The sequence below is a fragment of the Streptomyces sp. NPDC017991 genome (genome assembly GCF_044328075.1).
Lineage (GTDB): Bacteria > Actinomycetota > Actinomycetes > Streptomycetales > Streptomycetaceae > Streptomyces.
This window is the reverse complement of the sequence record NZ_JBIRGP010000002.1, coordinates 565,729-588,217: the sequence shown is the minus strand read 5'-3', so window position 1 is coordinate 588,217 and position 22,489 is coordinate 565,729. Positions and strand designations below refer to the sequence as shown.

The window sequence follows — 22,489 nt, the reverse complement described above, 5'->3', positions numbered from 1 at the left end:
GGCGTTCGGTGTCAGCCGGTGAAGTCGGCCACGTTCTTCGACGTGACCACCTTCACCGGGACCTTCACCGTCTGCTCGGTCTTCTTGCCGTCGGCCGCCCGCAGCGCGTTCTCCACGGCGATCCTGCCGAGTTCCTTCGGCTGCTGTGCCACGGAGGCGTACATCGTGCCGTCCGCGACGGCCTTCAGCCCGTCCGGCGTGCCGTCGAAGCCGATGACCTGAACCGACTTCCCGGCCTTGGAGCCGAGCGCCTTGATCGCGCCGAGCGCCATCTCGTCGTTCTCGGCGAAGACGCCCTGCACGTCCGGGTGGGCCTGGAGCAGGTTCGTCATCACGTCGAGCCCCTTCGTACGGTCGAAGTCGGCGGGCTGCTTGGCGACGACCTGGATGCCCGGGTAGGCCTTCAGACCCTCGGCGAAGCCCGCGCCGCGCTCACGGCTGGCGGAGGTGCCGGCCTGGCCCTGCAGGATGACGATCTTCCCCTTGCCGCCCAGCTTCTCGGCGAGCGCCTTGGCGCCGAGCTTGCCGCCCGCGATGTTGTCGGAGGCCACGAGCGCGGCGGTCTTCGCCTTGTTGACGCCGCGGTCGACGCCGACGACGGGGATGTCGGACTTGTTCGCGGAGCGCACCGAGGGGCCCGCCGCGTCCGAGTCCACCGGGTTGACGATGATCGAGTCGACGCCCTCGCTGGTGAAGTTCTGCAGCTGGTTGGCCTGCTGCGAGGCGTCGTTCTGCGCGTCCGTGACGGTCAGATCGGCCCCGAGCCTCTTCGCCTCGGCCTGCGCACCCGCCTTGATCTGTACGAAGAAGGGGTTGTTCAGGGTGGAGAGGGACAGGCCGACCTTCGGCTTCTCGGAAGACGACGAGCCGTTGTTGAAGATGCTCAGGCCTCCCACGACCGCCGCCACCAGGACGACGGCGAGCCCGTACTTGACCACCTGGGGGCCCTTCCTGCCCGCCGCGCCCCCGGCACCGGACGTCACCGGGGTCGCCCCGGCCTTGCGGCGCACGGTGTCGAGCAGCACCGCCAGCGCGATGACCACACCGATGACGACCTGCTGCCAGAACGCCGACACGGAGAGGAGGTTGAGGCCGTTGCGCAGCACCGCGAGGATCAGCGCGCCGATCAGCGTCCCGGACGCCTTGCCGGTGCCGCCCGCGAGGGAGGCGCCGCCGATGACGACCGCGGCGATCGCGTCCAGCTCGTACCCCTGCGCGGCCTGGGGCTGTGCGGAGGACAGCCGGGAGGCGAGCACGATGCCCGCGGCGGCGGCGAAGAGTCCGGAGAGCGCGTAGATGGCGAGCTTCTGCCGCCTCACCCGCAGCCCGGACAGGCGCGCCGCCTCCTCGTTGCCGCCGATCGCGTACATGGAGCGCCCGATGTACGTACGCCCGAGGATCACGGCCGTGACCAGGCCCAGGACGATCATCACGAGGACCGGGACCGGCAGCCAGCCGCCGAGCGTGTCGCCCAGGTGGGAGACCGACTCGGGGAAGGCGATCGGGGAGCCCTGCGAGATCACCAGGGACAGACCGCGGCCCACCGACAGCATGGCGAGCGTCGCGATGAACGGCGGCAGCTTCCCGTACGAGATCAGGACGCCGTTGACCAGTCCGCAGGCTATGCCGGTGGCGATCGCGAGGATCACCGCGATCCAGACCGGTACGCCCTCCGAAGTCGCCGTCCAGGCGAGGACGGTGGCCGACAGGGCGGCGACGGAACCGACGGACAGGTCGATGCCCGCCGAGACGATCACGAAGGTCACACCGAAGGCGAGGATGGCGGTCACGGCCGCCTGGACGCCGATGTTGAGCAGGTTGTCCGTCGTCAGGAAGTCGCCGGACAGGGCCGACATCGCGATGACGAGGATGATGAGCGCGGTGAGCGCGCCGTTGTCGAGCAGGAGCCGGCGCAGGCCGCCCGGGGCGCCACCGGCGCCCGTTGTGCTCTTGAGCGTGTCAGTGGCCACGGGAGCCCTCCCCGGAGGTAGCAGAGTCGGTGTCGGTGTTGCTCGTCATGGGTGTTGTGGGTGTGCTGACGGCGAGGGCCATCACGGAGTCCTGGGTCGCCTCGTCGGCGGAGAGTTCGCCGGCGATCCGCCCCTGGGCCATCACCAGCACCCGGTCGCTCATACCGAGCACCTCGGGCAGATCACTGGAGATCATCAGGACGGCGTGCCCGGCGGCTGTCAGTTCATTGACCAGCTGGTAGATCTCGACCTTGGCGCCCACGTCGATGCCGCGGGTCGGCTCGTCGAGGATCAGCACCTTGGTGTCGGCGAGCAGCCACTTGCCGATGACGACCTTCTGCTGGTTGCCGCCGGAGAGCGTGCGCACGTGCTGGCCGAGCCCGGCCATCCGTACGCCCAGCTGCTCGGCGATCCTCGCGGCGGCCGTCCGCTGCCCCTTGAGATCGACGAGCCCGCCGTGGGTCGCCGCCCGCAGGGTGACGAGCCCGAGGTTCTCCTCCACGGAGGCGTCGAGCAGCAGGCCCTGGCCCTTGCGGTCCTCGGGGACGAGCCCGATCCCGGCGGTCATCGCCGCGTTGACGTCGTGCCGCGGCAGCCGTTCACCGGCGACCGCGACGGAGCCCTTGTCGTACGGGTCGGCCCCGAAGACCGCCCGGACGACCTCGGTGCGGCCCGCTCCCACGAGGCCCGCGATACCGACGACCTCACCGGCCCGCACCTCGAAGCTGACGTCGTGGAAGACACCGTTCCTGGTGAGCCCTTCCACGGTGAGCAACGCGGTGCCGGCGTCGGTCCGTTCGCGCGGATACTGCAGCTCGATGGAGCGGCCCACCATCATGCGTACGAGATCGTCCTCGGGCGTGGACGCGGGGACCTGGCCGACGCTCCGGCCGTCCCGGATGACGGTGACCCGGTCGCCGAGGTCGGCGATCTCCTCCAGGTGGTGGGTGATGAAGACGATGCCCACGCCGTCCTCGCGCAGCTTGCGCACGATGGCGAAGAGCTTCTCCACCTCTCCGGAGGTGAGCACCGCGGTCGGCTCGTCCATGATCAGCACGCGGGCGTCCAGACTCAGCGCCTTCGCGATCTCGACCATCTGGAGCCGGGCGATGCCGAGTTCGCGGACCCGCGCGCGGGGCGAGACGTCGACGCCGACCCGCTCCAGGAGCACGGCGGCGTCGGCCTCCATCCTCTTCCGGTCGATCATCCCGAGGCGGCGCGGCTGGCGGCCCAGGAAGATGTTCTCGGCGACGGTGAGGTCGGGGACCAGGTTGAACTCCTGGTAGATGGTCGCGATCCCGAGGCGCGCGGCGTCCTGCGCGCCGTGGATGCGGACCTTCTCGCCGTCGACCACGATCTTCCCGGCGTCGGGCCGGTAGGCGCCGGACAGCATCTTGATGAGGGTGCTCTTGCCGGCACCGTTCTCACCGAGCAGTACGTGCACCTCGCCGCGGCGCAGGTCGAAGTCGACGCTGTCGAGCGCGACCACACCGGGGAAGGTCTTGCGTATCCCTTCGATACGCAGCAACTCGTCCGGGCTGCTGCTCACGGGTTGCTCCTTTGAATGACGTTCACGGGCGTGCTGTCCATGGCGGGCGGTTCGCCGCACGAGCGGCGGACGACGAGAGTGGCGGGGAGGGTCACCGACTGCGGGGGCCGTCCCTCGATCCGGTCGACCACGGCGCGTACGGCGGCCCGGCCCAGCTCGGGGGTCGGCTGGGCGATCGCCGTGATCGGCGGATCGGTGTGCACGAACCACGCGATGTCGTCGAACGCGGCGAGCGCGATGTCGTCGGGCACGCGCAGTCCACGCGCCCGTACGGCGTCCAGGGCGCCCAGGGCCATCAGGTTGTCGGCCGCGAAGACGACCTCGGGCGGCTCGGCGAGGTCGAGGAACTCCTCGGTGGCCCGCCGTCCGCTGGCGGCCTGGAAGTCGCCCTGCCCTATGTACGCGTCGGGCAGCGGCAGCCCGTACTCGCGCAGGGCGTCCCGGAAGGCGTCGACGCGCTCGCTGCCGGTGGTGGTGGCGGCCGGGCCCGCGATGATCGCGAGCCTGCGGTGACCGAGGCCGTGCAGGTGGGCGACGAGATCGCGTACGGCGGCGCGTCCGTCGGCCCGCACCACGGGCACCTCCACGCCCGGTATCCACCGGTCGACGAAGACCATCGGGGTCCCCGAGCGGGCGGCGTCCAGCATCAGCGGGGAGCCGCCGTCCGTGGGGGACACGAGGAGGCCGTCGATACGGCGGTCGAGGAGCGTACGGACGTGATGGTCCTGCAGGTCGGGCCGCTCGTCGGCGTTGCCGATGATGACGCTGTAGCCGAGGGCGCGGGCCTCCTCCTCGACGGAGCGGGCCAGCTCGGTGAAGTAGGGGTTCAGTACGTCGCTGATGACCAGGCCGAGGGTGTGGGTCTGGTCGGTGCGCAGGGAACGGGCGACGGCGTTCGGGCGGTAGCCCAGCGCGTCGACGGCGGCCAGTACGCGGGTACGGGCGTCCGCGCTCACCGAGGGGTGGTCGTTCAGGACCCGCGACACCGTGGCGACGGAGACACCCGCCTCGGCGGCGACGTCCTTGATGCTCGCCATCGACGCTCCACCTCCTTGTGGATCATCTTGTGGAAACGATTACATGCGTGATGCTGATGCGATTGGAATCGATTACATCGAAGTAGACAACCCCTTGAGACCGGATCGTGATGAAGGGGGTGGGTGGAGGGGGTGCAGGTGCGGGTGCCGTCTGTGGGGCGGTGGGGGCGGGCGACAGGACGGTGGACCGGCTGCTCGCGGGGCGCGAGTCGCTGCGTCCGGCCTACGCGGCCTTCCTCGAAGCGCTGAAGACGGCTTCCTAGCCGGGCCGGCCGGGCAACTGGGTTCGTACACAACGGAGTTGGTGTGGAAGGCTGGCGTCAACCGTACGCAGGCAACGCGCCTTGGTGGTCGGCGGTCGAGAGGAGCGCAGCGTGAGTCAGGACGGCTTCCGTGCCGAGGAGATCGACACCAGCAGGCCGCACCCCGCGCGGATCTACGACTACCTGCTGGGCGGCAAGGACAACTACGAGGTGGACCAGCGGGCCGGCGACGCGCTCGCCGCCGTCGCACCCGAGGTGCGGATCGGGCTGCGGGCCAACCGCGCCTTCCTGCGGCGTGCCGTCCGGTACGTCGTCGGCAGTGGCGTCCGCCAGATACTCGACATCGGCACCGGGCTGCCCACCTCGCCGAACGTGCACGAGATCGCCCGCGAGCTGACGCCGGACGTGCGGGTCGCCTACGTCGACAACGATCCGATCGTGAGCGCACACGCCGGAGCGCTGCTCAGCGGTTCCGGCGTGAACAGCATCGTGCTCGCGGACCTGCGCGACCCGCGGGCCGTCGTGGACCACCCCGACGTCCGCCGGGTCATCGACTTCGACGAGCCCGTCGCCGTACTCCTCGTCGCCATCATCCACTTCCTCACCGACGCGGAGGAGCCCGGGCGGATCGTCGCCACGCTGCGCGACGCGCTGCCGGCCGGGAGCTTCCTGGTGCTCTCGCACGCCACGGGCGACTTCGCCGATCGCAGCGACGCACAGGCCGTCTACAGCAAGGCCACCGCCACACTGAATCTGCGGTCCCGAGCCGAGATCGAGCGCCTCTTCGACGGCTTCGAACTGGTCGAACCCGGCCTGGCCCAGGCCCCGTTCTGGCGGCCGGACACCTCGCCGCCGCCCAGATCGGGCGAGATCGGCTTCTACGGGGGCGTGGCACGCAAGACAGGCTGAACCACCGTGCTCCGCCGGGGCCCGTGAGTGCCTGCAGAGGCAAGAACCCTGTACGGGAGTGCAGAGTTCGGGCCAGGTGGTTTCACACCCCCGCCGAGCATGGTTGAGTACCGCGAAAATTGCCGAGAGGGCTCAGCGATGCGTCACAGCGAACAGACCGATACACAGCACGCCCACGGGAACCCGTCGAAGCCGCGGCCCAAGGCGGCGTCCCGGACGCCACTCGCCGCCGGTGCGGCGGGCCACCGGTCCGCCGCCGACATCCCAGCCCTGCAGCGCGCCGTGGGCAACGCCGCCGTGGTGCAGATGCTGGCGGCGGAGCGCTCCGCGGAGAAGCACGAGCACGGCGACGGCTGCGGGCACCAGTCGGTGCAGCGTTCCATGGCCGACGAGGTCCTGCGTTCCGCCGGAACTCCGCTCGAATCCGGCAAGCGGGTGGAGATGGAAGCCCGGCTGGGAGCCGACTTCTCGAACGTCCGGGTGCACTCCGACACGGTGGCCCAGCGTTCCACCGCCGAACTCGGCGCCACGGCCTGGACCTCGGGCAATCACGTCGTCGTCGGGCAGGGCGGTGTCGACGACACGACCCTGGCCCATGAGCTCACGCACGTGATCCAGCAGCGCTCGGGCCCGGTCGACGGAACCGTCGGGGCCGATGGCGTGAAGGTCAGCGACCCGAGCGACCGTTTCGAGAAGGCCGCCGAGGCCAACGCCGCCCGCGTCATGTCCCAGCCCGTCCCCAGCGTCCAGCGGGCGCGGTCGGACGAGGCGACCACGACGTCGGCCGGCGGGGAGACGTCCGTGCAGCGGGCTCAGTACGCGACCACCAAAACGGATCGGGACCCGGACAGCGACAACTACGACTCGGACGAAGACAACTTCGACACCGTGGCGCAGAACCTGACGTATCCCACGTCCTACAGCACCGTCGCCTCCATGGTGGAGCAGCAGTCCGAAAGCGGTGTCTATCTCTGGCGCGGTACCACGGCGTCCAAGGCCAACCAAATGATGAGCAAGGGGAGCGCGGGAGGCAGGACGGCCGACAGCAGTGTCGCGGCCCCGGACCATGAGAGCAGCCAGTCCCAGGTGGGCCATGGAGGTCAGCTCCCGGAGTTCACGACGAATCCGGGGGTCGCCGAAGGCTTCAGTTACAAGAACGTGCTGGTGGTCGTGTACATCGCGGCGAAGTACCTCTCGAAGGGCAGTACCAGCGAGGAGGGCTGGATCGCGAACCCCAAGGCGCCGCTCACGGTGGTGGACGTCGTCGACCGCACGCGTGGAAGGTCTCCCAGGCGCCACGGGAACGCGTCTTGAACCGACGGCCCGTCCGTCGTCCTCGGTGAACGGGCAGCGCCGACGACCGGCCCGTACCCGCGCTGTCAGTCCCGAGCGGTAGCGTCTGATCATGCCCAATCAGGCGGGGACGCAGGCGGAGAGCGGGGCGCGGAATCTCGCGGTCCTCGAAGGTGTCCTGGAGCGGATCACGTACGCCAACGAGGAGAACGGGTACACGGTCGCGCGTGTCGACACCGGTCGCGGCGGTGGTGATCTCCTCACGGTCGTCGGCGCGCTGCTCGGCGCCCAGGTGGGGGAGTCCCTGCGGATGGAGGGCCGTTGGGGCTCCCATCAGCAGTACGGGAAGCAGTTCACCGTCGAGAACTACACGACCGTGCTGCCCGCCACCGTCCAGGGCATCCGCCGCTATCTCGGGTCCGGCCTGGTCAAGGGCATCGGGCCGGTCTTCGCCGACCGCATCACCACGCACTTCGGCCTGGACACGCTCCAGATCATCGAGGAGGAGCCGAAGCGGCTCATCGAGGTGCCGGGGCTCGGCCCCAAGCGCACCAAGAAGATCGCCGAGGCCTGGGAGGAACAGAAGGCGATCAAGGAGGTCATGCTCTTCCTCCAGACCGTCGAGGTGTCCACGTCCATCGCGGTGCGCATCTACAAGAAGTACGGCGACGCGTCGATCTCGGTCGTGAAGAACCAGCCCTACCGCCTGGCGTCCGACGTCTGGGGCATCGGCTTCCTCACCGCCGACAAGATCGCCCAGTCCGTGGGCATCCCGCACGACAGCCCGGAGCGGGTGAAGGCGGGTCTGCAGTACGCCCTTTCGCAGTCCAGCGACCAGGGCCACTGCTTCCTCCCGGAGGAGCGGCTGATCGCGGACGCGGTGAAGCTGCTCCAGGTGGACACGGGCCTGGTCATCGAGTGCCTGGCAGAGCTGGCGGCCCCGGCCGAGGAGGGCGAGGACCCGGGGGTCGTACGGGAGCGGGTGCCGGGCCTGGACGGCGGGGAACCGGTGACGGCCGTCTACCTCGTCCCCTTCCACCGGGCCGAACTGTCCCTGTCGGCGCAGTTGTTGAGGCTCCTGCGCACCGGGGAGGACCGGATGCCGGGGTTCGGGGACGTGGTCTGGGACAAGGCCCTGGCGTGGCTCAAGGGGCGTACGGGGACGGAGTTGGCGCCCGAGCAGGAGCAGGCCGTGCGGCTCGCGCTCACCGAGAAGGTCGCGGTGCTCACGGGCGGGCCCGGCTGCGGCAAGTCCTTCACGGTCCGGTCGATCGTGGAGCTGGCCCGCGCGAAGAAGGCGAAGGTGGTCCTCGCGGCCCCGACCGGCCGGGCCGCCAAGCGGCTCGCCGAACTCACCGGGGCGGAGGCCTCGACCGTGCACCGCCTCCTGGAGCTGCGGCCCGGGGGCGACGCGGCCTACGACAGGGACCGTCCGCTGGACGCCGACCTGGTCGTCGTGGACGAGGCGTCGATGCTGGACCTGCTGCTGGCCAACAAGCTGGTGAAGGCGGTACCGCCGGGTGCGCACCTGCTGTTCGTGGGGGACGTGGACCAGTTGCCGAGCGTCGGGGCGGGCGAGGTGCTGCGGGATCTGCTGGCGGAGGGCGGCCCGGTGCCGGCGGTCCGTCTGACGCGGGTCTTCCGGCAGGCCCAGCAGTCGGGTGTGGTGATGAACGCCCACCGGATCAACGCGGGACAGCAGCCGGTCACCGAGAACCTCAAGGACTTCTTCCTCTTCGTGGAGGACGAGACGGAGGAGGCGGGGCGGCTCACGGTGGATGTGGCGGCGCGGCGCATTCCGGCGAAGTTCGGGCTCGATCCGCGGCGTGACGTGCAGGTGCTGGCGCCGATGCACCGGGGGCCCGCGGGGGCCGCCGCGCTCAACGGACTGCTCCAGCAGGCCGTCACGCCGGCCCGCCCCGACCTCCCCGAGAAGCGGTTCGGCGGGCGGGTCTTCCGGGTCGGCGACAAGGTCACGCAGATCCGCAACAACTACGAGAAGGGCGAGAACGGGGTCTTCAACGGCACGGTGGGGGTGGTGACTTCCCTCAACCTCGACGATCAGCGGCTGACGGTGCTGACGGACGAGGACGAGGAGGTGCCGTACGAGTTCGACGAGCTGGATGAGCTGGCGCACGCGTACGCGGTGACGATCCACCGCTCGCAGGGCAGTGAGTACCCCGCCGTTGTCATTCCGGTGACGACGGGGGCGTGGATGATGCTGCAGCGCAACCTCCTCTACACGGCGGTCACGCGCGCGAAGCGGCTGGTGGTGCTGGTGGGGTCGCGGAAGGCCCTGGGGCAGGCGGTCCGCACGGTGTCGGCCGGCCGCCGCTGCACGGCTCTGGCGTTCCGCCTGGCCGGCACACGCCTCCCCGTATGAGCCCGGCCGCACCCGACGTGGGGGCGTCACGACCGGCAGCGGGTAAAAATGATCGATCAAACGAGTCGGAAACGTCACACGGCACTTTCGGAAGGCCGGGTAAGCGGGCAGGATGAACAGGTTGGCGGCACTCAGTGCCGCCAATAGGCCCAATGGTCGACCCCGAGTGCACTCTCCTGCGCCAAATGGGGGATGGTAGAGACAGTCAGGGCACCTCGAAGAAGAGGCACAACGTCGGTGAGGGATGACGTGAGCGACAACTCTGTAGTACTGCGGTACGGCGACGGCGAGTACACCTACCCGGTGATCGACAGCACCGTCGGCGACAAGGGCTTCGACATCGGGAAGCTCCGCGCCCAGACCGGTCTGGTGACGCTGGACAGCGGTTACGGGAACACCGCCGCATATAAATCCGCCATCACCTATCTCGACGGCGAGCAGGGCATCCTCCGCTACCGCGGGTACCCGATCGAGCAGCTCGCCGAGAGCTCCACCTTCCTCGAAGTGGCCTCGCTGCTGATCAACGGCGAGCTGCCCACGGTCGACGAGCTCTCCACCTTCCAGAACGAGATCACGCAGCACACCCTGCTGCACGAGGACGTCAAGCGGTTCTTCCAGGGCTTCCCCCGTGACGCCCACCCGATGGCGATGCTGTCGTCGGTGGTCTCCGCGCTGTCGACGTTCTACCAGGACAGCCACAACCCGTTCGACGAGCAGCAGCGCCACCTCTCGACGATCCGGCTGCTCGCGAAGCTTCCGACCATCGCGGCGTACGCGTACAAGAAGTCGATCGGTCACCCCTTCGTCTATCCGCGCAACGACCTGGGCTACGTCGAGAACTTCCTGCGCATGACCTTCTCGGTCCCCGCCCAGGAGTACGAGCTGGACCCGGTCGTCGTCTCCGCGCTCGACAAGCTGCTCATCCTGCACGCGGACCACGAGCAGAACTGTTCGACCTCCACCGTCCGTCTGGTGGGCTCGTCGCAGGCGAACATGTTCGCCTCGATCTCCGCCGGCATCAGCGCCCTCTGGGGTCCCCTGCACGGCGGCGCCAACCAGTCCGTGCTGGAGATGCTCGAAGGCATCAAGGCCAACGGCGGCGATGTCGACTCCTTCATCCGCAAGGTGAAGAACAAGGAGGACGGCGTCCGCCTGATGGGCTTCGGCCACCGGGTGTACAAGTCCTTCGACCCGCGCGCGAAGATCATCAAGGCTGCCGCGCACGACGTCCTCTCGGCCCTCGGCAAGTCCGACGAGCTGCTGGACATCGCGCTCAAGCTGGAGGAGCACGCGCTCTCCGACGACTACTTCGTCTCGCGCAACCTCTACCCGAACGTCGACTTCTACACCGGTCTGATCTACCGGGCCATGGGCTTCCCGACCGAGATGTTCACGGTCCTGTTCGCCCTCGGCCGGCTGCCGGGCTGGATCGCCCAGTGGCACGAGATGATCAAGGAGCCCGGTTCCCGGATCGGGCGTCCGCGGCAGATCTACACGGGCGTCGTCGAGCGGGACTTCACTCCCGTCGAGGAGCGTTAGCCCGCCGCTTGCCCGCGGATGTCGTCCGCGGATCCGGTGGGGGCTGGTCGCAGGCGCCCCGTGAGGGGCGCGGGGAACTGCGCGACCAGCCCCCACCGTCATGCGTACGAGGCAATAAAGAAGGCGCCCCGCTGCCGGTCCCCCCACGGGCCGGAGTCGGGGCGCCTTCCCATGTCCCGGTGCGGATTCCCCCCACGGGATCCGGCCGGGCGTCTGAAGGCAGCGCCTGAATCGCTGCGAGCAAAACGAGCAGAATGAACAAGAACTCTGCCTACTGCGTACTACCTACCGCGTACTGCTTCCTGCGTGTGCGGTCTGCCGGGACCCGTACGTACGGGAGGGCCGCTCAAAGCTCCCCGCCGCACGTGCCCCGGCAACGCATTTCCGGGAACGTCCCCCAAGACATCCCCAGATGCCAGAAACGCCCCCCAAGACGTGTCTGACATCGTCAATCTAGACTCACGAACCCCTTCGATGGTTACGTACACAGCACTGTGACCTGCGTCTCTTGCGTATGTCCTGAAGATACGCAAGAGCCCCGATATGACTATCGGAGCCCTAGCGTAAGGATGATGCGCGAGCCTTGTGAAGAGCTTATGTGAAGACGTGTGCCGGACTCTAGGGGACTCCTACCTCTTCGTCATGAAAATGCCCTGAGACGCAGGCTGTTCGTCACCACGAACACCGAGGAGAACGCCATGGCGGCCCCCGCGATCATCGGGTTGAGCAGCCCGGCCGCGGCGAGCGGCAGCGCCGCGACGTTGTATCCGAAGGCCCACACGAGGTTTCCCTTGATCGTGGAGAGGGTCCTGCGGGACAGCCGGATCGCGTCCGCCGCCGCCCGCAGGTCCCCGCGGACGAGCGTCAGATCGCTCGCCTCGATCGCGGCGTCCGTGCCCGTGCCCATCGCCAGCCCCAGATCGGCGGTGGCGAGCGCGGCCGCGTCGTTGACGCCGTCGCCCACCATCGCCACCGCCCGCCCCTCGGCCTGAAGCCGCCTGATCACGTCGACCTTGCCCTCGGGCAGCACCTCGGCGATCACCTCGGCGGGGTCGATGCCCACGGAACGGGCCACGGACTCGGCGACGGTCCGGTTGTCCCCGGTCAGCAGCACCGGGGTGAGCCCCAGGGCGCGCAGCGCGCGGACCGCCTCCGCGCTGGTCTCCCTGACCGCGTCGGCCACGGTCACGACACCGTGCGCCACGCCGTCCCAGGCGACGGCCACCGCGGTACGCCCCTCCTCCTCGGCCCGCGTCCGGAGAGCGGCGAGCGAGTCGGGCAGCGTGATCCCGGCCTCTTCGAGGAGGCGGGCGCGGCCCACGAGCAGCGCGTGGCCCTCGACCGTGCCGCGGACGCCGAGCCCGGGCACGTTCTCGAAGCCGTCCACGGCCGGCAGGGGCCCGGTCCGCTCCTCGGCGCCCGCCGCGACCGCCCGGGCGATCGGGTGCTCCGAGGCGTGCTCCAGGGCGCCCGCGAGCCGCAGTACCCGTGTCTCGTCGGTGCCGTCGGCCGCGTACACCTCCTGGAGGGTCATGCGGCCGGTCGTGACCGTGCCGGTCTTGTCCAGGACGATCGTGTCGACGCGGCGGGTGGACTCCAGGACCTCGGGGCCCTTGATGAGGACGCCGAGCTGGGCGCCGCGGCCCGTGCCGACCATCAGGGCGGTCGGGGTGGCCAGTCCCAGGGCGCACGGGCAGGCGATGATCAGCACGGCGACGGCCGCGGTGAACGCGGCGGCCGTGTCGCCGGTGACACCGAGCCAGACCCCGAAGGTGGCGACCGCGATCAGCAGCACCACGGGCACGAAGATCCCGGAGATCCGGTCGGCGAGGCGCTGCACCTGCGCCTTGCCGTGCTGGGCGTCCTCCACGAGCCGCGCCATCCGGGCGAGCTGGGTGTCGGTGCCGACCCGGGTCGTCTCGACGAGCAGCCGCCCGCCGGCGTTCACGGTCGCCCCGGTGACGGCCGAACCCACGGTCACGTCCACCGGCACGGACTCGCCCGTCAGCATCGACGCGTCGACGGCCGAGGTCCCCTCGACGACCGTGCCGTCGGTGGCGACCTTCTCACCGGGCCGTACGACGAAACGGTCGCCCACCGCCAGCGCGCTCACCGGGACACGGACCTCACGGCCGTCCCGTACGACGGACACGTCCTTCGCGCCCAGTTCCATCAGGGAGCGCAGGGCGGCGCCCGCCCGGCGCTTGGAGCGGGCCTCCAGATAGCGGCCGAGGAGGATGAGGGCCACGACCCCGGCGGCGACTTCGAGGTAGATCGCCGAGGCGCCCTGCTCGCGGGAGACGGTGAGCGAGAAGCCCTCGTCCCGCATGCCCTCCATACCCGCGTCGCCCCGGAAGAGTGCCCACAGGGACCAGCCGAACGCGGCCAGCGTGCCGGTCGAGACGAGGGTGTCCATGGTGGCGGCGCCGTGCCGGGCGTTCGTGTACGCGGCCCGGTGGAAGGGCAGCCCGCCCCAGACGACGACCGGCGAGGCGAGCGTCAGCGCGAGCCACTGCCAGTTGTCGAACTGGAGCGCCGGAATCATCGACAGCAGGACGACGGGGGCGGCGAGGAGCGCGGAGACGACGAGGCGTTCGCGCAGCGCGGCCAGTTCGGGGTCACGCTTCGGCGCCGGGTCCTCGTCGGCGGCGGCATCCCGGTCCGCCGAGGGTTCTGTGAGCTCGGGGGGCCGCGGCGGCGGGGGTTCCTCGGCCGTGTAGCCCGTTCCGGCCACGGTGGCGATCAGGTCGGCGACCTGGACCCCGTCCGCGTACGCGACCTTCGCCTTCTCCGTCGCGTAGTTGACCGTGGCGGTCACGCCGTCCATGCGGTTGAGCTTCTTCTCGACGCGGGCCGCGCAGGAGGCGCAGGTCATCCCGCCGATGGTCAGCTCGACCTGCGAGGCGGCCTGAGACGCCGGGTCGGCCGGAGGGGCCGCGGTGGTGCTGGTGCTGGTGCTGGTACCGGTACTGCTCATGTCCTGCTCCAGGGAACGAACCGGGGCCCTACGGAGCCAGTATCAGCTGGTCGGTACGGCCCGGTGCGGAGTGGTGGAAGGCGCGCCTCAGGCCTGGCGGGCGAGCTCGAAGCCCGCCTCGTCGACAGCGGCGCGCACGGCCTTCTCGTCGAGCGGGGCCGCGGAGATCACGGTCACCTCGCCGGTGGAGGCGACGGCCTTCACCGAGGTGACACCCGTGATCCGGGAGATCTCGCCGGAGACCGAGCCTTCACAGTGTCCGCAGCTCATCCCGCTCACCCGGTAGACGGTGGTGACGGAGCCGGGGGTGTCGGTGTGGGCGGTCATGTCGTTCTCCTCGTCGAGACGTATGGGGCGTGTGCGGCGTGGGATACATGAGGCGTGTGCGGCCCACGGGCTTTCACGGTACTCACAGTATACCCCTAGGGGGTACTTTCAAAGGGCTGGCGACAGCGGAGGGGCGACGGGTATGCGGGCAGTGGTGTTCGAGCGGTTCGGAGAACCGGCCGAGGTACGGGAGGTGCCGGATCCGGTGCCCGCGCCGCACGGGGTGGTGGTGCGCGTCGAGGCCACCGGGCTCTGCCGCAGCGACTGGCACGGCTGGCAGGGCCACGACCCGGGCATCGAGCTGCCGCACGTGCCCGGTCACGAACTCGCCGGGACCGTCGAGGCCGTGGGTGCCCTGGTGACCCGCCACCGCCCCGGCGACCGCGTCACCGTGCCCTTCGTCTGCGCCTGCGGAAGCTGCGCCTCCTGCGCGGCGGGCGACCAGCAGGTGTGCGAGCGGCAGACCCAGCCCGGATTCACGCACTGGGGGTCCTTCGCCGAGTACGTCGCCCTGGACCACGCCGATGTGAACCTCGTCGCCGTGGCGGAGGAACTGTCCTTCGGGACGGCGGCCTCGCTCGGCTGCCGGTTCGCCACGGCGTTCCGCGCGGTCGTCGCGCAGGGGCGGGTGGCGCCGGGGGAGTGGGTGGCCGTGCACGGCTGCGGAGGGGTCGGGCTGTCCGCGGTGATGATCGCCGCGGCGGCCGGGGCGCGGGTCGTCGCGGTCGATCTCTCGCCCCGGGCGCTGGACCTGGCACGGCGGTTCGGCGCCGCGCACTGCGTGGACGCGTCCCGGACCGGCGACACGGGGGAGGCGGTCCGCGACCTGACCGGCGGCGGCGCCCATCTCTCCCTCGACGCCCTCGGCTCCCCGGTCACCTGCGCGGCCTCGGTCGCCGGCCTGCGCCGCCGCGGCCGGCACGTCCAGGTGGGGCTGCTGCCCGAGGACCCGAAGGTGCCGATGTCCCGGGTGATCGGCCTCGAACTCGAACTCCTCGGCAGCCACGGGATGCCCGCGCACGCCTACCCGCCGATGCTGGAGTCCGTACGGGCCGGACTGCTGCGCCCCGACCTCCTGGTGACGTCCACGATCCCCCTGGCGGCGGCCCCCGCGGCGCTGGCGGCGATGGGGGCGGCGCCGGGGGCGGGTGTCACGGTGGTGGAGCCCTGGGCGTGAGCGCCGCGGTCCGCGCATCGGCGCGGACGGGAACGAGGGGGTCCCGCACGGTGGACGTGCGGGACCCCCTCGTGTGCCGGGTTCCGTGCGGAGCGTGCTGCCGGGCGGCGTGCTGAGCGTGCTGCCGTACGTCGTGGCGGGCGGTCAGCCGCCCTTGCGGCCTCTGTTGCCCGGCCGGGAGGCGACCCACGCGCGGACGGTGTCCGCGTACCAGTACGGTTTGCCGCCCTCCACATGGTCGGGCGCGGGCAGCAGCCCGTGTTTGCGGTAGGACCGCACAGTGTCCGGCTGCACCCTGATGTGCGCCGCGATCTCCTTGTACGACCAGAGCCTTCGGTCGGTCATCCGTAGCACCTCCCTGCGCGCGCCGCAGCGGCGGCCGAGGGGCGGCCGTCGGGGGAGCCGGGCACTGCGCTGGCGATCACAAGCCTGTGCTCGGTGAACGACGCAGAGTGACAACGCGGCAGGGGCTGTCGCGCGGGTGTGACACAAGACCCGCGTATGCGTGACATGTGTGACAGGAAGGGGTCTTTTGTGACACGGGTGACGCATTGGGCCCCATCTGGAACATGGCCGCATCGAGGCCGGTCTCCGTCGGGACCGACCTCATCGTGAAGATGTCTCACTGGGAAATATGTCCCAATGAGACATGAAGGAGTATTCTGAGGGCATGGAGGCAACGGAGCCCAGCACCACCACCGAGGACCGCCGGCAGCGCAAGGCCCGGCAGACCCGCAACGCCCTGGCGACCGCAGCCGTCGACTTGATCCTGGAGCGCGGACTCGCCGCCACCACGGTCGAGGCGATCGCGGAGCGGGCGGACGTCACACGCCGCACCTTCAGCCGGCTCTTCGTCGGCAAGGAGGACGCGGCCCTCGACTTCGTACGAGGTGACGGCGACCGCATCAACGCGCTGCTGCGCGAGCGGCCCGCCGCCGAACCGCCGCTGCTCGCCTACCGCCGGGCCGTGCGCGACTGGCTCGCCGACCGGGACGACCCGGCCTGGCACCTGCGCCCCCGGATGCGGCGGCTGCTGGCCCTGCTCGACAGCGAGCCGGCCCTGTTCGCGGCGTACGAACGCATCCGGGTCGACGCCCAGGACGAGTCGATCCGCATCCTCGCCGACCGGCTCGGCACCGACGACGTGCTGGACGTGCGTCCCGCCGTCGTGGTCGACGCCGCCGCCGGGGTCCTCACCGCCGCGCTGCGCATCTGGGCGCGCGGCGCGGCCGGCCACGACTCGGCGGCCGAGGACCTCGCTGCCCTGGTGGAGCGGGCCTACGACGCCCTGACCCACGAGGCCGCGTCCGCGGTCTCGTACGACACCCCCGAAAAGTGAGAGCACCATGAGCACCACCGGCACCACCCCTGTCACCGGCACCACTCCTGTCACCGGCAACGCTTCCGTCACCGACTACGCCACCGAGTTCGCCGGGAAGACCGCGCTCGTCACCGGTGCCGCCTCCGGCATCGGACTGGCCACCGCACGCCGCCTCGGTGCCGGCGGGGCCAACGTCGTGATCGCCGACTACAACGCCGAGGGCGCCGAGAAGGCCGCGACCGACCTGCGCGCGGAAGGCATCGAGGCCGCCGCGGTCGAGGTGGATGTGACGAGCCCCGACTCCGTGGCGGCGGCCGTCGCCTTCGCCGTCGACACCTTCGGCGGGCTGCAACTGGCCGTGAACAACGCCGGCATCGGCGGCCCGAGCGCGCCGACCGGCGAGTACGACATCGAGGCCTACGACCGCGTGGTGCTCACCAACCTCAACGGCGTCTTCTACTGCCTGCGCCACGAGCTGCCCGCCATCGAGGCGGCCGGCGGCGGCGCCGTGGTGAACGTCGCCTCCATCCTCGGCTCGGTCGGCTTCGCGGGCTCCTCCGCGTACGTGGCCGCCAAGCACGGCGTGGTCGGACTCACCAAGACCACCGCTGCCGAGTACGCCGCCAAGGGCATCCGCGTCAACGTGGTCGGCCCCGGCTTCATCGAGACCCCGCTGCTGCGGACCATGGACAAGGAGGCCTACGACGGCCTGGTCGCGCTGCACCCCGCCGGCCGGCTCGGCAGCCCCGACGAGGTCGCCGAACTGATCGCCTTCCTGCTGTCCGAGCGCGCCTCGTTCGTGACCGGCGGCTACCACCTGGTCGACGGCGCCTACACCGCCGTCTGAGCACCGAGGACGCACAGGAAGCAGCCGAGCAGCAGAGCAGCAGCAGAGCGAAACAGAGAGAAAGAAGCCTGGCCATGAAGGCACTGCAGTACCGCTCCATCGGCGCCGCTCCCGAGGTCGTGGTCGTCCCCGACCCCGAACCCGGCCCCGGACAGGTCCTGTTGAAGGTCACCGCCGCCGGCGTGTGCCACTCCGACATCGCCGTGATGAGCTGGCCCGCCGAGGGATTCCCGTACGAGCTGCCGCTCATCCTCGGCCACGAGGGCGTGGGCACGGTCGCCGCGCTCGGCGCGGGGGTGACCGGTGTGCGCGAGGGCGACGCGGTCGCGGTGTACGGCCCCTGGGGCTGCGGCGGCTGCGCCAAGTGCGCGGAGGGCAAGGAGAACTACTGCCTGCGCGCCGACGAGCTCGGTATCCGTCCGCCGGGGCTCGGGGCGCCGGGTTCGATGGCCGAGTACCTGCTGGTGGACGACCCCCGGCACCTGGTGCCGCTGGACGGGCTCGACCCGGCCGCGGCGGTCTCACTGACGGACGCGGGACTGACGCCGTACCACGCGATCAAGCGGTCGCTGCCGAAGCTGGTACCGGGTTCGACCGCGGTGGTCATCGGCACGGGCGGGCTCGGGCATGTCGCCATCCAGCTGCTGCGGGCCATGACCCCGGCCCGGGTGGTCGCCCTCGACGTGAACGAGGAGAAGCTGCGGCTGGCCCGCGAGGTCGGTGCCCACGAGGCGATCCTGTCCGACGCGCGGGCGGCCGACACGGTGCGTGCACTCACCGGCGGTGTCGGGGCGGAGGCGGTCTTCGACTTCGTCGGGGCGCAGCCCACCCTGGCCACGGCGGGAGCGGTCGCGGCGGTCGAGGGCGACATCACGATCGTCGGCATCGGCGGCGGAACGCTCCCCGTCGGCTTCGGACAGCTGCCCTTCGAGGTGTCGGTCAGCGCCCCCTACTGGGGCACCCGCGGCGAACTCGTCGAGGTCCTCGCACTGGCCCGCTCCGGCGCGGTGTCGGTGCACACCGAGACCTTCTCCCTGGACGAGGCACCGCTGGCCTACGAGCGCCTGCACGCAGGCAGGATCAACGGCCGAGCGGTGATCCTCCCGCACGGCTGAACGGACCGAACGGACCGAACGGACCGAGTGGGGTTGCCTGCGCGGGGAGGCCGGTCAGGGTGTGAACACCGACCAGCAGATGCCGTTGCGCAGCCGCTGGTCGTCGAGTACGAGCTCGCGGATCTCCGCCGGGAGCCGCTCGCGCTGCCACTGGCACTCAAGTCGGCCCGCGGTCTCGCTCCCGCCCTCCGGGGCGGCGGCGCGGGCGGCCTTGATCGCGTAGGCGGCGGCGCCGAGTTCGTGGGCGGCGACATGGGCGACGGCCCCGGCCTGCCCGGCGGCGTACGCGGCATGGCGTGCCGCCCCGCGCAGGTCTCTGGCCGCCCCCATCGCATGGCCGCCCGCCGCCCGCGCCCGCATCATCCGGACCTCGCCGCGGACCCAGGCCCGGGCGTGTGCGATCGCCTCGCGCGGTCGCGGGTCCGCGGGCCGGGCCGCCTCGAAGAGGTGGAGGACGTGCTCCGCGCACGCGGCGGCCCAGAGGGCCAGGCGACGGTGATCCGCGTCGGTGAGAGTCCCACCCCGGCGGATCGTCACGAAGCGGGGGTCCCGGACCTTCGGAAGGATCATGACCGCACCTCCACAGGCAGCATCGGACGACATCGAGCGGCATGAGACGACATCAGGCGGCCTCGGGCGGCGCCGCCCGCAGATGCTCGATCCCGGTGTCGAGCGCCGCCTTCAGATGGGTCGAGTCGCCCGTGGACATCATGATGGCCACGCCTCCCTGGATGCCCGCCAGCAGCGCGGCGGCCACCCTGTCCACATCGAGGACCGGCGACACCAGACCGTTCGCCTGCAGGGCCCGCACACCGCGGGCGAGTTGCCGCTGCCACTGACGCATCAGCTCCGTCACGATCGCCCGGGCGCCGGGCCGGTCCCGCCCCACCTGAAGGAACAGGGACGCCAACGGGCAGTGGTCGCCCTGTCGTTCGTACCGTTCCACCACCACGTCCCGCCACCGCTGCCAGGACTCCCACGAGTCCAGGCGTCCCAGGTGCGGCTGCTGGTCCGCCAGGACGCGGTCCGCCTCGAACCGGGCCACCGCCAGCAGCAGTTCGTCCTTGCCGGCGGGGAAGTAGTGGAAGAGCTGGCTCTTGCTCGTGCCGGTGCGGCCACGGATGTCGTCGAGCGTCGTGAACGCGACACCCTGTTCGCGCAGCACCTCGGCCGCCCCTTCGACGATACGGGCCCGGGTGGCCCGGCCCTTCACGGTCGCCGCTTCCGGCATCCCGGCCTCCTCGTGTCCGTGTTTCCTGTTCCCCGCCCACCGTCCGAACGGCCCCTACCGACCGTACCGCCGTTCTGGACTTGCTGGTCCATTTTCTGCGGCGCACAGTGGTCCGCGCACGTCGGAGAACGCGACGAAGAACACGACCAAGAGCACGTCGGAGACAAGGGAGATCACGTCATGAGTGAGCGGCTGCGGAACAGGACAGCGCTGGTCACGGGCTCGACCAGCAACATCGGCCAGGCGATCGCCGAGACGTTCGCCGCCGAGGGGGCGCACGTCATCGTGTCCGGGCGCAACGCGGATCGGGGAGCGCGGGTGATCGAAGGGATCCGCGCGTCGGGCGGCCGGGCCGACTTCCTGGCGGCGGACCTCGACGGCAGCGCGGAGGCTTCGCGGAGCCTGGCCGAGCGGGCCCGGGAGACCCTGGGCGGGCGGATCGACATCCTGGTCAACAACGCCGGGATCTACCCGTCCCCCGGTACCGCCGACACCGACGAGGTGACGTTCGACCAGGTCTACGGCGTGAACGTGAAGGCGCCTTTCTTCCTCACCGCCGCCGTCGTCCCGGCCATGGCGGACTCCGGCGGAGGGGTGATCGTCAACCTCGGCTCGTGGATCGCACGTCTGGGCGTCCCCCGCGGGGCGCTCTACAGCTCCACCAAGGGGGCCGTGGAGACGCTCACGCGGGCGTGGGCCGCGGAGTTCGCCCCGCTGGGCGTACGGGTCAACGCCGTGTCGCCGGGCGTGGTCCTGCCCCCGACCCCGGCGGGCGCCGAGCCGAACCCGGGCGAGCTCATGATGAAGGGCACCCCGGCCGGCGGCGTCGGCACGCCCGAGGCCATCGCGTCCGCCGTGCTCTGGCTGGCCAGCGACGAGGCGGCCTTCGTGCACGGAACCGTGGTGGACGTCGACGGAGGCAGGACCGGGGTCGCCGTCATCGCCGCGTAGAAGCCGTGCGGGGCGGGCGCGCTCGCGGCAGGGGCCTCAGTCGCGGCGCCGGACGTACAGGCGGTTGCCCTTCGGGCCGGTCCACTCCACCCGTACGACACCGGGCACCGCGGCCTCGGCGAGACGCGAGGCGTTGGACCAGTAACCGAAGTTCGGGTTGTTGAAGAACGTCGCCCACAACTGCCCGCGGTGGTCCTCGAAGAAGTTGTTGTGGCCGGCGCCGACGCCGGCGGTCCAGCGCTGCGAGTAAGGCCCCTCGAAGGTGTCGGAGACGGCGACGACGGCGTCGTACTGGTACTGGACCCGGCCGGCCGTGGCGGTGTCGTAGGCCTGGCGGGTGGTGCCGTCGGCGTTGACCGAGGTCCGGTCCCACGCGGCGTGGAGCAGGTAGTACTTGCCGCCGTACTTGAACACGTACGCGCCTTCGAGGTACGGCTCGGGCGAGTAGGGCGTCTGCCGGAACGCCGGGAGGTCCGTCGTGGGGACGATGTCCTCCATGTCGTCCCGGAACCTGGCGTAGAGGTTGTTGTGCAGCACCAGCCAGGCGTCGTCGCCCTCGGAGTACAGGCTGCCGTCGATGTGGTGGTAGGCGCCCGGCTCGATGAAGGCGGGGCCGCCGATGAACGAGTCCCCGAAGGGTTTGTCGAGGTTGCCCTCGACCAGCCGGTACGGGCCCTCGACGCCGCCCTCGCTGACGAGCATGAACGAGCCGACCTTCTTGGAATGGTCGCCCATGCACGCGACGATGTACCACTTGTCGCGGAAGCGGTGCAGTTCAGGGGCCCAGGCCTGACCGCGCTTGCCGAAGCGGTCGTCGTACCAGTACTCCTGCCAGGGGGCGACGACCGTGCGGCCGGGCCGGTTCTCGCCGACGAACTCGGGCGACCACACCTTGCCCTTCTCCGCACCGGGCCGGATGCCGGTCGTATCCGCCAGTCTCCAGGGGCCCTTGAGGGAGCGCGCGGTCCACACGAAGAGGCCGTCGTTCCACGGTCCGGCCGCGTCGAGTCCGGGCACCCGCGTGGTGCCGGTGGCGACGTAGAGGGGGCGGCCGTCGACGACGAAGCAGTTGACGTACGTGTCGCGCATCCAGACCACCCCGCGCTCCTCGTCGCGCGGGCGCAACTCCAGTGGCAGTACGAAGGAGTTGTCGTCCCTCGGCCAGAGGTCGGGGCGGGTGTCGGCGAGACCGTAGGGGGCGGGATCGGGCCAGTTCGCCGGATGCCGCCGCCCCGACGCGGACGCCGACGCGGACGCCGACGCGGATGCCGGCGTGGACGCGGCTGCCGCAGGCCGCGCGGGCAGGGCCGCCGCCGCCGCGCCCAGACCGGCGGCGGCCCCGGCCAGCAGGGACCTGCGTCCGACGGGCGATCGGTTCTCATGACTGGTCATCGGTCAACTCGCATGCCGCCAGCATGAAAAGCCCGGATGATCTACGTCAAGACACCGGTGATTTAATCCGCCGCGACCTCGCTGCCAAGGGCCCCGGGGAACCGCGCGACCAGCCCCACGCGCCCGCACCCGACCCCACTCGCGGCCCCCTCCCGACCCCACCCCCGCGCCCGGTCCGCCGGGTCCGGCCCCTCGCTTGGTAAGAATG

At 70.8% G+C, this 22,489-nt stretch carries 18 protein-coding genes; 9 read left to right on the top strand and 9 right to left on the bottom strand.

All coding sequences use genetic code 11. The features are described from left to right. Positions 1-11: 11 nt before the first annotated feature. From ACH4DZ_RS07105 to ACH4DZ_RS07095, 3 genes are read right to left on the bottom strand one after another with little or no spacing between them, the layout of a single operon-like run. Positions 12-1,970 carry a substrate-binding domain-containing protein gene (locus ACH4DZ_RS07105; protein WP_398285923.1) on the bottom strand — a complete coding sequence of 653 codons (1,959 nt, stop codon included), beginning with the start codon at positions 1,968-1,970 and terminating at the stop codon, positions 12-14. After that, positions 1,960-3,519 (bottom strand): sugar ABC transporter ATP-binding protein, encoded by a 1,560-nt coding sequence (locus ACH4DZ_RS07100; RefSeq protein ID WP_398285922.1) that lies wholly within the window; start codon positions 3,517-3,519, stop codon positions 1,960-1,962. Before ACH4DZ_RS07100 ends, ACH4DZ_RS07105 begins: the two co-directional genes overlap by 11 nt. Next, complete coding sequence (locus tag ACH4DZ_RS07095) at positions 3,516-4,556, bottom strand: LacI family DNA-binding transcriptional regulator (protein ID WP_398285921.1); 1,041 nt, start codon at positions 4,554-4,556, stop codon at positions 3,516-3,518. Before ACH4DZ_RS07095 ends, ACH4DZ_RS07100 begins: the two co-directional genes overlap by 4 nt. A 374-nt stretch (positions 4,557-4,930) precedes the next feature. On the opposite strand from ACH4DZ_RS07095, the gene ACH4DZ_RS07090 reads away from it, so the two are divergent. The 4 genes from ACH4DZ_RS07090 to ACH4DZ_RS07075 all read left to right on the top strand — a co-directional run bounded on the left by ACH4DZ_RS07090 (position 4,931) and on the right by ACH4DZ_RS07075 (position 10,943). After that, the gene (locus ACH4DZ_RS07090) at positions 4,931-5,728 is read left to right on the top strand and encodes an SAM-dependent methyltransferase (protein ID WP_398285920.1); all 798 of its coding nucleotides are present in this window, start codon (positions 4,931-4,933) and stop codon (positions 5,726-5,728) included. A gap of 138 nt (positions 5,729-5,866) precedes the next feature. Then, complete coding sequence (locus tag ACH4DZ_RS07085) at positions 5,867-7,042, top strand: DUF4765 family protein (protein ID WP_398285919.1); 1,176 nt, start codon at positions 5,867-5,869, stop codon at positions 7,040-7,042. Positions 7,043-7,133: 91 nt separating this feature from the next. Further along, positions 7,134-9,404: an ATP-dependent RecD-like DNA helicase gene (locus tag ACH4DZ_RS07080; protein ID WP_398285918.1), complete on the top strand. Its 2,271-nt coding sequence runs from the start codon at positions 7,134-7,136 to the stop codon at positions 9,402-9,404. A 249-nt stretch (positions 9,405-9,653) separates the two neighbouring features. After that, on the top strand, positions 9,654-10,943 hold the full coding sequence (locus tag ACH4DZ_RS07075; RefSeq protein ID WP_398285917.1) for a citrate synthase: 1,290 nt from the start codon (positions 9,654-9,656) through the stop codon (positions 10,941-10,943). A 640-nt stretch (positions 10,944-11,583) separates the two neighbouring features. Here ACH4DZ_RS07075 and ACH4DZ_RS07070 read toward each other — a convergent pair. Continuing rightward, positions 11,584-13,920, bottom strand: a complete 2,337-nt coding sequence (locus tag ACH4DZ_RS07070; RefSeq protein WP_398285916.1) for a heavy metal translocating P-type ATPase — start codon at positions 13,918-13,920, stop codon at positions 11,584-11,586. An 87-nt stretch (positions 13,921-14,007) separates the two neighbouring features. Beyond that, positions 14,008-14,247 (bottom strand): heavy-metal-associated domain-containing protein, encoded by a 240-nt coding sequence (locus tag ACH4DZ_RS07065; RefSeq protein WP_398285915.1) that lies wholly within the window; start codon positions 14,245-14,247, stop codon positions 14,008-14,010. 142 nt (positions 14,248-14,389) lie between these two features. Between ACH4DZ_RS07065 and ACH4DZ_RS07060 the strand changes: the two genes are divergently transcribed. Further along, on the top strand, positions 14,390-15,424 hold the full coding sequence (locus ACH4DZ_RS07060) for a zinc-dependent alcohol dehydrogenase family protein (RefSeq protein ID WP_398285914.1): 1,035 nt from the start codon (positions 14,390-14,392) through the stop codon (positions 15,422-15,424). Between the two features lie 144 nt (positions 15,425-15,568). Here ACH4DZ_RS07060 and ACH4DZ_RS07055 read toward each other — a convergent pair whose 3' ends face one another. Further along, positions 15,569-15,769 (bottom strand): helix-turn-helix transcriptional regulator, encoded by a 201-nt coding sequence (locus tag ACH4DZ_RS07055; protein WP_398285913.1) that lies wholly within the window; start codon positions 15,767-15,769, stop codon positions 15,569-15,571. A gap of 325 nt (positions 15,770-16,094) precedes the next feature. On the opposite strand from ACH4DZ_RS07055, the gene ACH4DZ_RS07050 reads away from it, so the two are divergent. From ACH4DZ_RS07050 to ACH4DZ_RS07040, 3 genes are all read left to right on the top strand, one after another. Continuing rightward, positions 16,095-16,763, top strand: coding sequence for a TetR/AcrR family transcriptional regulator (locus ACH4DZ_RS07050; protein ID WP_398286223.1), 669 nt, complete (start codon positions 16,095-16,097; stop codon positions 16,761-16,763). Positions 16,764-16,770: 7 nt separating this feature from the next. Further along, positions 16,771-17,592 (top strand): SDR family NAD(P)-dependent oxidoreductase, encoded by an 822-nt coding sequence (locus ACH4DZ_RS07045; RefSeq protein ID WP_398285912.1) that lies wholly within the window; start codon positions 16,771-16,773, stop codon positions 17,590-17,592. Between the two features lie 74 nt (positions 17,593-17,666). Then, positions 17,667-18,707: an NAD(P)-dependent alcohol dehydrogenase gene (locus ACH4DZ_RS07040; RefSeq protein WP_398285911.1), complete on the top strand. Its 1,041-nt coding sequence runs from the start codon at positions 17,667-17,669 to the stop codon at positions 18,705-18,707. A 54-nt stretch (positions 18,708-18,761) separates the two neighbouring features. Here the strand turns inward: ACH4DZ_RS07040 and ACH4DZ_RS07035 are convergent, their stop codons facing one another. Both ACH4DZ_RS07035 and ACH4DZ_RS07030 read right to left on the bottom strand, forming a co-directional pair. After that, complete coding sequence (locus ACH4DZ_RS07035) at positions 18,762-19,277, bottom strand: putative immunity protein (RefSeq protein WP_398285910.1); 516 nt, start codon at positions 19,275-19,277, stop codon at positions 18,762-18,764. Between the two features lie 52 nt (positions 19,278-19,329). Then, positions 19,330-19,938 (bottom strand): TetR/AcrR family transcriptional regulator, encoded by a 609-nt coding sequence (locus ACH4DZ_RS07030; RefSeq protein WP_398285908.1) that lies wholly within the window; start codon positions 19,936-19,938, stop codon positions 19,330-19,332. Positions 19,939-20,118: 180 nt separating this feature from the next. On the opposite strand from ACH4DZ_RS07030, the gene ACH4DZ_RS07025 reads away from it, so the two are divergent. Next, the gene (locus ACH4DZ_RS07025) at positions 20,119-20,889 is read left to right on the top strand and encodes an SDR family NAD(P)-dependent oxidoreductase (RefSeq protein WP_398285907.1); all 771 of its coding nucleotides are present in this window, start codon (positions 20,119-20,121) and stop codon (positions 20,887-20,889) included. 36 nt (positions 20,890-20,925) lie between these two features. Here ACH4DZ_RS07025 and ACH4DZ_RS07020 read toward each other — a convergent pair whose 3' ends face one another. Further along, positions 20,926-22,281, bottom strand: a complete 1,356-nt coding sequence (locus ACH4DZ_RS07020) for a family 43 glycosylhydrolase (protein WP_398285906.1) — start codon at positions 22,279-22,281, stop codon at positions 20,926-20,928. Positions 22,282-22,489: the final 208 nt, after the last annotated feature.